The 7,028-nt window shown below is 56.6% G+C and carries 6 protein-coding genes; 5 read left to right on the top strand and 1 reads right to left on the bottom strand.

What is annotated here, in order from left to right:
• The 5 genes from HA41_RS19015 to HA41_RS18995 form a co-directional block, all read left to right on the top strand.
• Positions 1 to 158, top strand: a 158-nt coding sequence (locus HA41_RS19015) for a thioredoxin domain-containing protein (RefSeq protein WP_244175153.1), incomplete at its 5' end; no start/stop codon positions are given.
• Between the two features lie 81 nt (positions 159 to 239).
• The gene (locus tag HA41_RS19010; protein ID WP_094122063.1) at positions 240 to 917 is read left to right on the top strand and encodes a tRNA-uridine aminocarboxypropyltransferase; all 678 of its coding nucleotides are present in this window, start codon (positions 240 to 242) and stop codon (positions 915 to 917) included.
• Between the two features lie 125 nt (positions 918 to 1,042).
• Positions 1,043 to 3,700 carry a bifunctional acetate--CoA ligase family protein/GNAT family N-acetyltransferase gene (locus HA41_RS19005; protein ID WP_094122062.1) on the top strand — a complete coding sequence of 886 codons (2,658 nt, stop codon included), beginning with the start codon at positions 1,043 to 1,045 and terminating at the stop codon, positions 3,698 to 3,700.
• 117 nt (positions 3,701 to 3,817) lie between these two features.
• The gene (gene pssA, locus HA41_RS19000) at positions 3,818 to 5,173 is read left to right on the top strand and encodes a CDP-diacylglycerol--serine O-phosphatidyltransferase (protein ID WP_094122061.1); all 1,356 of its coding nucleotides are present in this window, start codon (positions 3,818 to 3,820) and stop codon (positions 5,171 to 5,173) included.
• Between the two features lie 30 nt (positions 5,174 to 5,203).
• A complete protein-coding gene (locus HA41_RS18995) occupies positions 5,204 to 5,521 on the top strand; it encodes a YfiM family lipoprotein (protein WP_094122060.1) in 318 nt (105 codons plus the stop codon).
• A gap of 5 nt (positions 5,522 to 5,526) precedes the next feature.
• On the opposite strand, the gene HA41_RS18990 is transcribed toward HA41_RS18995, so the two are convergent.
• Positions 5,527 to 6,816, bottom strand: coding sequence for an MFS family transporter (locus tag HA41_RS18990; protein ID WP_094122059.1), 1,290 nt, complete (start codon positions 6,814 to 6,816; stop codon positions 5,527 to 5,529).
• Positions 6,817 to 7,028: the final 212 nt, after the last annotated feature.

Here is a 7,028-nt window from a genome sequence, read left to right as displayed (position 1 = left end):
GCCAGGTGAATACCGAAGCAGAACCGGCGCTCAGCAGCCGTTTTCGCATTCGCAGTATTCCGACCATCATGTTGTTTAAAAACGGCGAGATGGTCGACATGCTGAATGGCGCGATGCCCAAAGCGCCATTCAACGAGTGGCTCGACGAGTCCCTTTAATCCGTTAAGGCCAGCCTCGCTGGCCTTTTCCTTTTCGGCGGCGCTTCGATTACACTGTGGTTTTTCCTGCCCTGAATACTCATGTCTGATAATGCTGTTTTGCGCCTGCGCACCCAACGTCTTGCCCGAGCCACCCGCCCTTTTCTTGCGCGTGGGAATCGCGTATTACGCTGTCAGGGCTGTCTGCTGCCTGAGAAAAACTGTCTCTGCAGTGAAATCGTGCCGCAAACGGCGCGCAGCCGCTTCTGCCTGGTGATGTTCGATACTGAGCCGATGAAGCCAAGCAACACTGGCCGCCTGATAGCCGATATCCTGCCGGATACCCAGGCGTTTGGCTGGTCGCGCACTGAGCCAGACCCGCAGCTGCTCGACGCGGTACGCAACCCTGATTATCAGCCACTGGTGGTCTTCCCGGCCGCCTATGCCGACGCCGGTCGCGAAGTGCTGACCGCTCCGCCACTCAGCGGTAAACCGCCGCTATTTATTATGCTGGATGGCACCTGGACCGAAGCGCGTAAGATGTTTCGCAAAAGCCCGTGGCTCGATGCCTTACCGGTGATGTCGCTGACGGTGACGGCCCCGTCGCGCTATACGCTGCGTGAGGCGCACGGCGAGGGTCAGCACTGCACCGCTGAAGTGGCGGCGGCACTGCTGGAACAGTCGGGCGATCGCCAGGCGGCCAGGGCGTTATCCCACCATTTTGAACAGTTCCGCGCCGCCTATCTGGCAGGCAAGCCGCATCATCCCGCCTCGGGTTAAGCGATGCCAGTGTTCAGCATCGCCCCCGACTGAGCGGATTCGATTGCTCAGCCTGCGATCTGCCCGGGAGCACTGACAGCGAAAAGCGTTTACAATCACGCAAATCCCGATCTCTGGAGGGCGAGATGAGCCAACGCGGACTGGAAGCGCTGTTACGACCCAAATCTATTGCGGTAATCGGCGCCTCGGTAACGCCGGGACGTGCCGGTTACTTTATGATGCGTAACCTGCTGGCCGGCGGTTTTAGCGGTCCGGTATTGCCGGTCACGCCTAAATATAAAGCCGTCAGCGGTGTGCTGGCCTGGCCTGACATCGACAGTCTGCCGTTTGCGCCGGATCTGGCCATCATCTGCACCCATTCAAAACGTAATCTGACACTGCTGCGGCAGTTGGGTGAAAAAGGCTGCAAGGCCTGTATTATTCTCTCTGCTCCCGCCAGCCAGCGGGAAGAGCTCAAAGCCTGTGCCAGCCAGTGGCAGATACGGCTGCTGGGACCCAACAGTCTTGGCCTGCTGGCCCCCTGGCAAGGATTGAACGCCAGCTTCTCGCCGGTGCCGATTGCCAAAGGACGCATCGCATTCATCTCACAATCTGCCGCGGTCTCCAATACCATCCTCGACTGGGCGCAACAGCGGAATCTCGGCTTTTCCTGGTTCATCGCGCTGGGAGATAGCCTGGACACTGACGTCGATGATCTGCTCGATTTTCTGGCGCGCGACGGTAAAACCAGTGCCATCCTGCTCTATCTCGAACACCTCAGCGATGCCCGGCGCTTTGTTTCCGCCTCGCGTAGCGCGTCACGCAATAAGCCCATCCTGGTGATCAAGAGTGGCCGCAGCCGTCAGGCGCAGGCGCTGCTCGGCAGCCACAGCGGGCTGGATGCGGCCTGGGACGCCGCCATTCAGCGCGCCGGCTTACTGCGGGTGCAGGATACCCACGAGCTGTTCTCTGCCGTCGAGTCACTGAGCCACATGCGTCCGCTGCGCGGTGAGCGATTGATGATTATCAGTAACGGTGCCGCGCCCGCTGCGCTGGCGCTGGACGAGCTGTATGCACGTAACGGCAAGCTGGCCCAGCTCAGTGATGAGATGCGTCAGCAGCTGGAAGCCCTGTTGCCCGCCGGTGCCGGTCACGGCAACCCGCTGGATTTGAAAGATGACGCCACGCCGGATCGTTACGTAGCCTGCGTCGAGTGTTTGCTCGACAGTCATGAGCTGGATGCGCTGATGATTATTCATGCTCCGAGCGCGGTGGCGCCCGCGACCGAAACGGCCGGGCGTCTGATCGCCGCCATTGCGGCTCACCCGCGCGGCAAGCAGGTCACGCTGCTGACCAACTGGAGCGGCGAATTCTCCTCTCAGGCTGCGCGTCGTGCCTTTACCCAGGCGGGGATACCGACCTGGCGGACGCCGGAAGGCACCGTGACGGCGTTTATGCATCAGGTTGAATACCGGCGCAATCAGAAGCAGCTGCGTGAGACGCCCGCTCTGCCAGCCAGCCTGACCCAGGACAGCGCACACGCCCACCAGCTGCTGTCACAGGCGCTCGAGCGCGGTATTACGGCGCTGGATACCCACGAGGTGCAACCGGTGCTTCAGGCCTACGGTCTGGCGACGCTGCCGACCTGGATCGCCAGCGACAGCGCCGCAGCGGTGGCGATTGCCGATCAGATTGGCTATCCGGTAGCGCTGAAGCTGCGTTCGCCCGATATCGCCCACAAATCAGATGTCCAGGGTGTGATGCTCTATCTTCGCAACGCTAGCGAAGTCGAACGCGCCGCCGAGGCAATCTTTGATCGGGTGCGGCAAACACTGCCGCAGGCACGAATTGAAGGCCTGCTGGTTCAAAGCATGGCGAACCGGGCCGGAGCTCAGGAACTTCGGGTGGTGGTGGAACAGGATGCACTGTTCGGCCCGATCATCATGCTGGGCGAAGGCGGGGTTGAATGGCAGGCGGATAAACAAGCCGCCGTGGCGCTGCCGCCGCTGAATATGACCCTGGCGCGCTATCTGGTCATCCAGGCGATCAAAAGTGGCAAAATTCGCAGCCGAAGCGCCCTCAATCCGCTGGATATTGCCGGTCTCAGTCAGCTGCTGGTACAGGTTTCCAACCTGGTGGTGGACTGCCCGGAGATTCATCGGCTGGATATTCATCCGCTGCTGGCGGCCGGTAACGACTTTACGCTGCTGGATGTCACCCTCACGCTGGCACCGTTCAGCGGCGATAACGAAGCACGACTGGCGATCCGCCCTTATCCGCAGCATCTGGAAGAACAGGTGCAGTTAAAAGATGGGCAGAGCTGCCTGTTCCGCCCTATCCTGCCTGAAGATGAACCGCTGCTGCGCGACTTTATCGGCCAGGTAACCAAAGAAGATCTCTATTACCGTTACTTCAGCGAAATCAGTGAGTTTACTCATGAGGATCTCGCCAACATGACGCAAATCGATTATGACCGTGAGATGGCGATCGTAGCGGTGCGTCAGCAGCAGGGGAAGCCAGAAATTATCGGCGTGACCCGCGCCATCTCCGATGCCGATAACATTGACGCCGAGTTTTCCGTGCTGGTGCGATCCGATCTTAAAGGGCTCGGCATGGGCCGCCGGTTGCTGGAGAAGATGATCCGCTACACCCGGCATCACGGCTTGCAACAATTGAACGGTATCACTATGCCGCATAATCGCGGCATGATTACCCTGGCGCGCAAGCTAAACTTTCATGTTGATATTCAACTGGATGACGGTATTGTCAGCCTGAAACTGTCGCTGCAGGATGCGTTAAGCTAACCTTGTAGAGAAAGGTAAAAAACGCCCTGATTTCGACACTTGATGTTATTATTTGTCGTTATGACCCTGATTTGATGGCAAAAGGCCATGCAATGAACAGAGAAAAAGTGCACTGTGATGTTGTCTAAATTTAAACGTAATAAACACCAACAACACCTCGCACAGCTGCCGAAACTGTCACAATCCGTTGCGGATGTGTCGACACTTTACTCGCCTGCCGAATTTCGTCAGACGCTGCTGGAGAAAATCGCGGCAGCGCAGACCCGTATCTGCATCGCGGCGCTTTATCTGGAAAACGACGACGCGGGTCGTGCGGTGATGGACGCCCTCTATGCAGCGAAACAGGCACGTCCAGAGCTCGATATTTCCATACTGGTTGACTGGCATCGGGCGCAGCGTGGACGCATCGGCGCCGCACGCGGCCTGACCAATGCCGACTGGTATTGTGATATGGCCACTCAGCATGCTGATATTGCCATCCCGGTGTATGGCATTCCGGTCAACACCCGCGAAGCGCTGGGTGTGCTGCATCTGAAAGGTTTCATTATTGATGACGAGCTGATTTACAGCGGCGCCAGTATTAACGATGTTTACCTGCATCAGCATGAAAAATATCGTTATGACCGCTACCAGATTATCCGTAATCCGCAGCTGGCGGATACCATGTACGCGTGGATCAACCTCAATCTGAAGCAGGCAGAGGCCGTCAACCGGCTCGATTTTGCCGAGCGCCCGTCCAGCCCGGAAATCAAAAATGAAACGCGTCAGTTTCGTCAGGATCTAAGGGGATTCAACTATCAGTTTGAAGGTAATGCCAGCAATGAAGAGCTGGCGGTGACGCCGCTGGTCGGGCTGGGCAAGCATAGCCTGCTCAACAAAACCATCTTCCACCTGATGCCCTGTGCTGAACAGAAACTGACTATCTGCACGCCTTACTTCAATCTGCCAGCTTTACTGGTGCGTAACATTATTCATCTGCTGCGTCAGGGAAAACAGGTTGAGATTATCGTGGGCGACAAGACCGCTAATGACTTCTATATCGCCCCCGATCAGCCCTTTAAAATTATTGGCGCCCTGCCCTATCTGTATGAAATTAACCTGCGCCGCTTCCTGAGCCGGCTGCAGTATTACGTCACCAACGATCAGCTGATAGTGCGGTTATGGAAAGATGGCGATAACAGTTATCACCTCAAGGGCATGTGGGTGGATGATGAATGGCAGCTGATTACCGGTAATAATCTCAACCCTCGCGCCTGGCGGCTCGATCTGGAAAATGCGGTGCTGATTCACGATCCACTGCAGCAGCTGGCGGATCAACGCGAAAAAGAGCTGACGCTGATTCGTCAGCACACCACGGTGGTGGGGCATTTCCGCGAGCTGGAGAGCATTGCCGACTATCCGGCTAAAGTGCGTAAGCTCATCCGTCGTCTGCGTCGGATCCGTATCGATCGGTTAATCAGCCGCATCCTTTAACCCTCGCCCGCAATAAGGCACCCATCCACTATGCGAATTTTGCTGTTTGCTATGTTGTTGTGTAGTGGATGTGCTCATATGGCCGACGATCGCTGGACCGGGCGCGATAAAGCAGAACACTTTGTCGCCTCTGCGGCACTGGCTGCGGCGGGCAGTGAATATGGTCAGCGTCAGCATCTCTCAACCCGGCAAAGTCATACGCTGGGGATCATGCTTTCGCTCAGTCTCGGGGCGGGAAAGGAGTGGTATGACAGCCGCCCAGCGGGTAGCGGCTGGAGCTGGAAAGATTTTGCCTGGGATGCCGCCGGTACTGCCAGCGGCATCGCCTTATGGAATCTCAGTCAGTAACGGGGTTACAGCTGAATCCCTTTCCCCCGCTTGTGCAGTAACAGCGACACCACAAAGGCCACCGCACCCATCGCTGAGACATACCAGAAGAAGGTCGTCTCTATCCCCTGTTGCTTCATCAGCAATGCCACGTACTCCGCCGATCCGCCGAAGATAGCATTCGCCACTGCGTAAGAAAGCCCGACGCCTAATGCACGGACCTGGGGTGGGAACATCTCTGCTTTAAGAATGCCGCTGATGGCGGTGTAGAAACTGGTGATCAGCAGCGCCAGCATGATTAACAGGAAGGCGACGCCCGGGCTCTGAACATTCTGCAGCAGAGTCAGGATTGGCACAGTACACATTGCCGCTCCGGCACCAAAAATCATCATTGAAGTACGACGACCAATTTTGTCCGACAGCGCACCGATAGCCGGTTGCAGTAACATGAAGACCAGTAGTGCGCCGGTCATCAGGCCGCTGGCGGTTTTAGGATCCATACCCGAGGTGTTGACCAGATACTTTTGCATATAGGTGGTGAAGGTATAGAAACTCAGGGATCCACCGGCAGTGAAGCCCAGCACCATCAGGAACGGACGGGTATGATTACGTAACAATCCCATCACGCTGCCCGCATCGCGATGTTCACGACTCGTCTTATCTGAAGTCTCTTCGAGAGAGCGTCGTAACCATAATGCGACCACGGCGAGCAGTGCGCCGAGGAAGAACGGAATGCGCCATCCCCAGCTACGCAGCTCTGCATCGCTCAGCATAAACTGCAGCACTACCACCGTCAGCACCGCAGCCAGCTGGCCACCGATCAGCGTGACATACTGGAATGAGGCGTAAAAACCTTTGCGTCCTTCCAGCGCCACCTCACTCATGTAGGTCGCACTGGTGCCATATTCACCGCCTACTGATAATCCCTGGAACATGCGCGCCAGCAGCAGAATGATCGGTGCTGCGATGCCGATAGCGTCATAGCCGGGTAAACAGGCGATCACCAGTGATCCAAAACACATCATGCAGACCGATATCAGCATGGCGCTTTTGCGCCCGTGCTTGTCACCAATGTAGCCGAACAGCCAGCCGCCGATAGGCCGCATCAGGAATCCGGCAGCAAATACGCCGGCCGTCTGTAACAACTGCGTGGTGGTATCGCCTTGCGGGAAGAAGATATGGGCAAAATAGAGTGAGAAGAATGAGTAGACGTAGAAGTCGAACCACTCCACCAGGTTCCCCGATGACGCGCCAACGATCGCCCAGATGCGCTTTTTCGTATCCTCTGTCTGACCTTTATTATTTATGGTTGTCATGCCTTGCCTCTGTTCCTTGCTGATTAACAGCATTTAAAGAAGTGAGTAAAGCATTTAAGTTCACTACAGGTAAAGGCGGTGTATTCCGAGACTATAAATGTGAACCACATCGCTAATTGCTGAAAAATCAGCGAGTTGTTCCGGCCAGGCAGCCACTTTTTTGCACAAGAACGGAGGGATGAGAACAGTAGCAAGGTGTGGAATCGACGATC

The sequence above is a fragment of the Pantoea conspicua genome (assembly GCF_002095315.1).
GTDB lineage: Bacteria > Pseudomonadota > Gammaproteobacteria > Enterobacterales > Enterobacteriaceae > Pantoea > Pantoea conspicua.
Note: the sequence above shows the minus strand (reverse complement) of the source record. Positions and strands in the feature narration are given on the sequence as shown.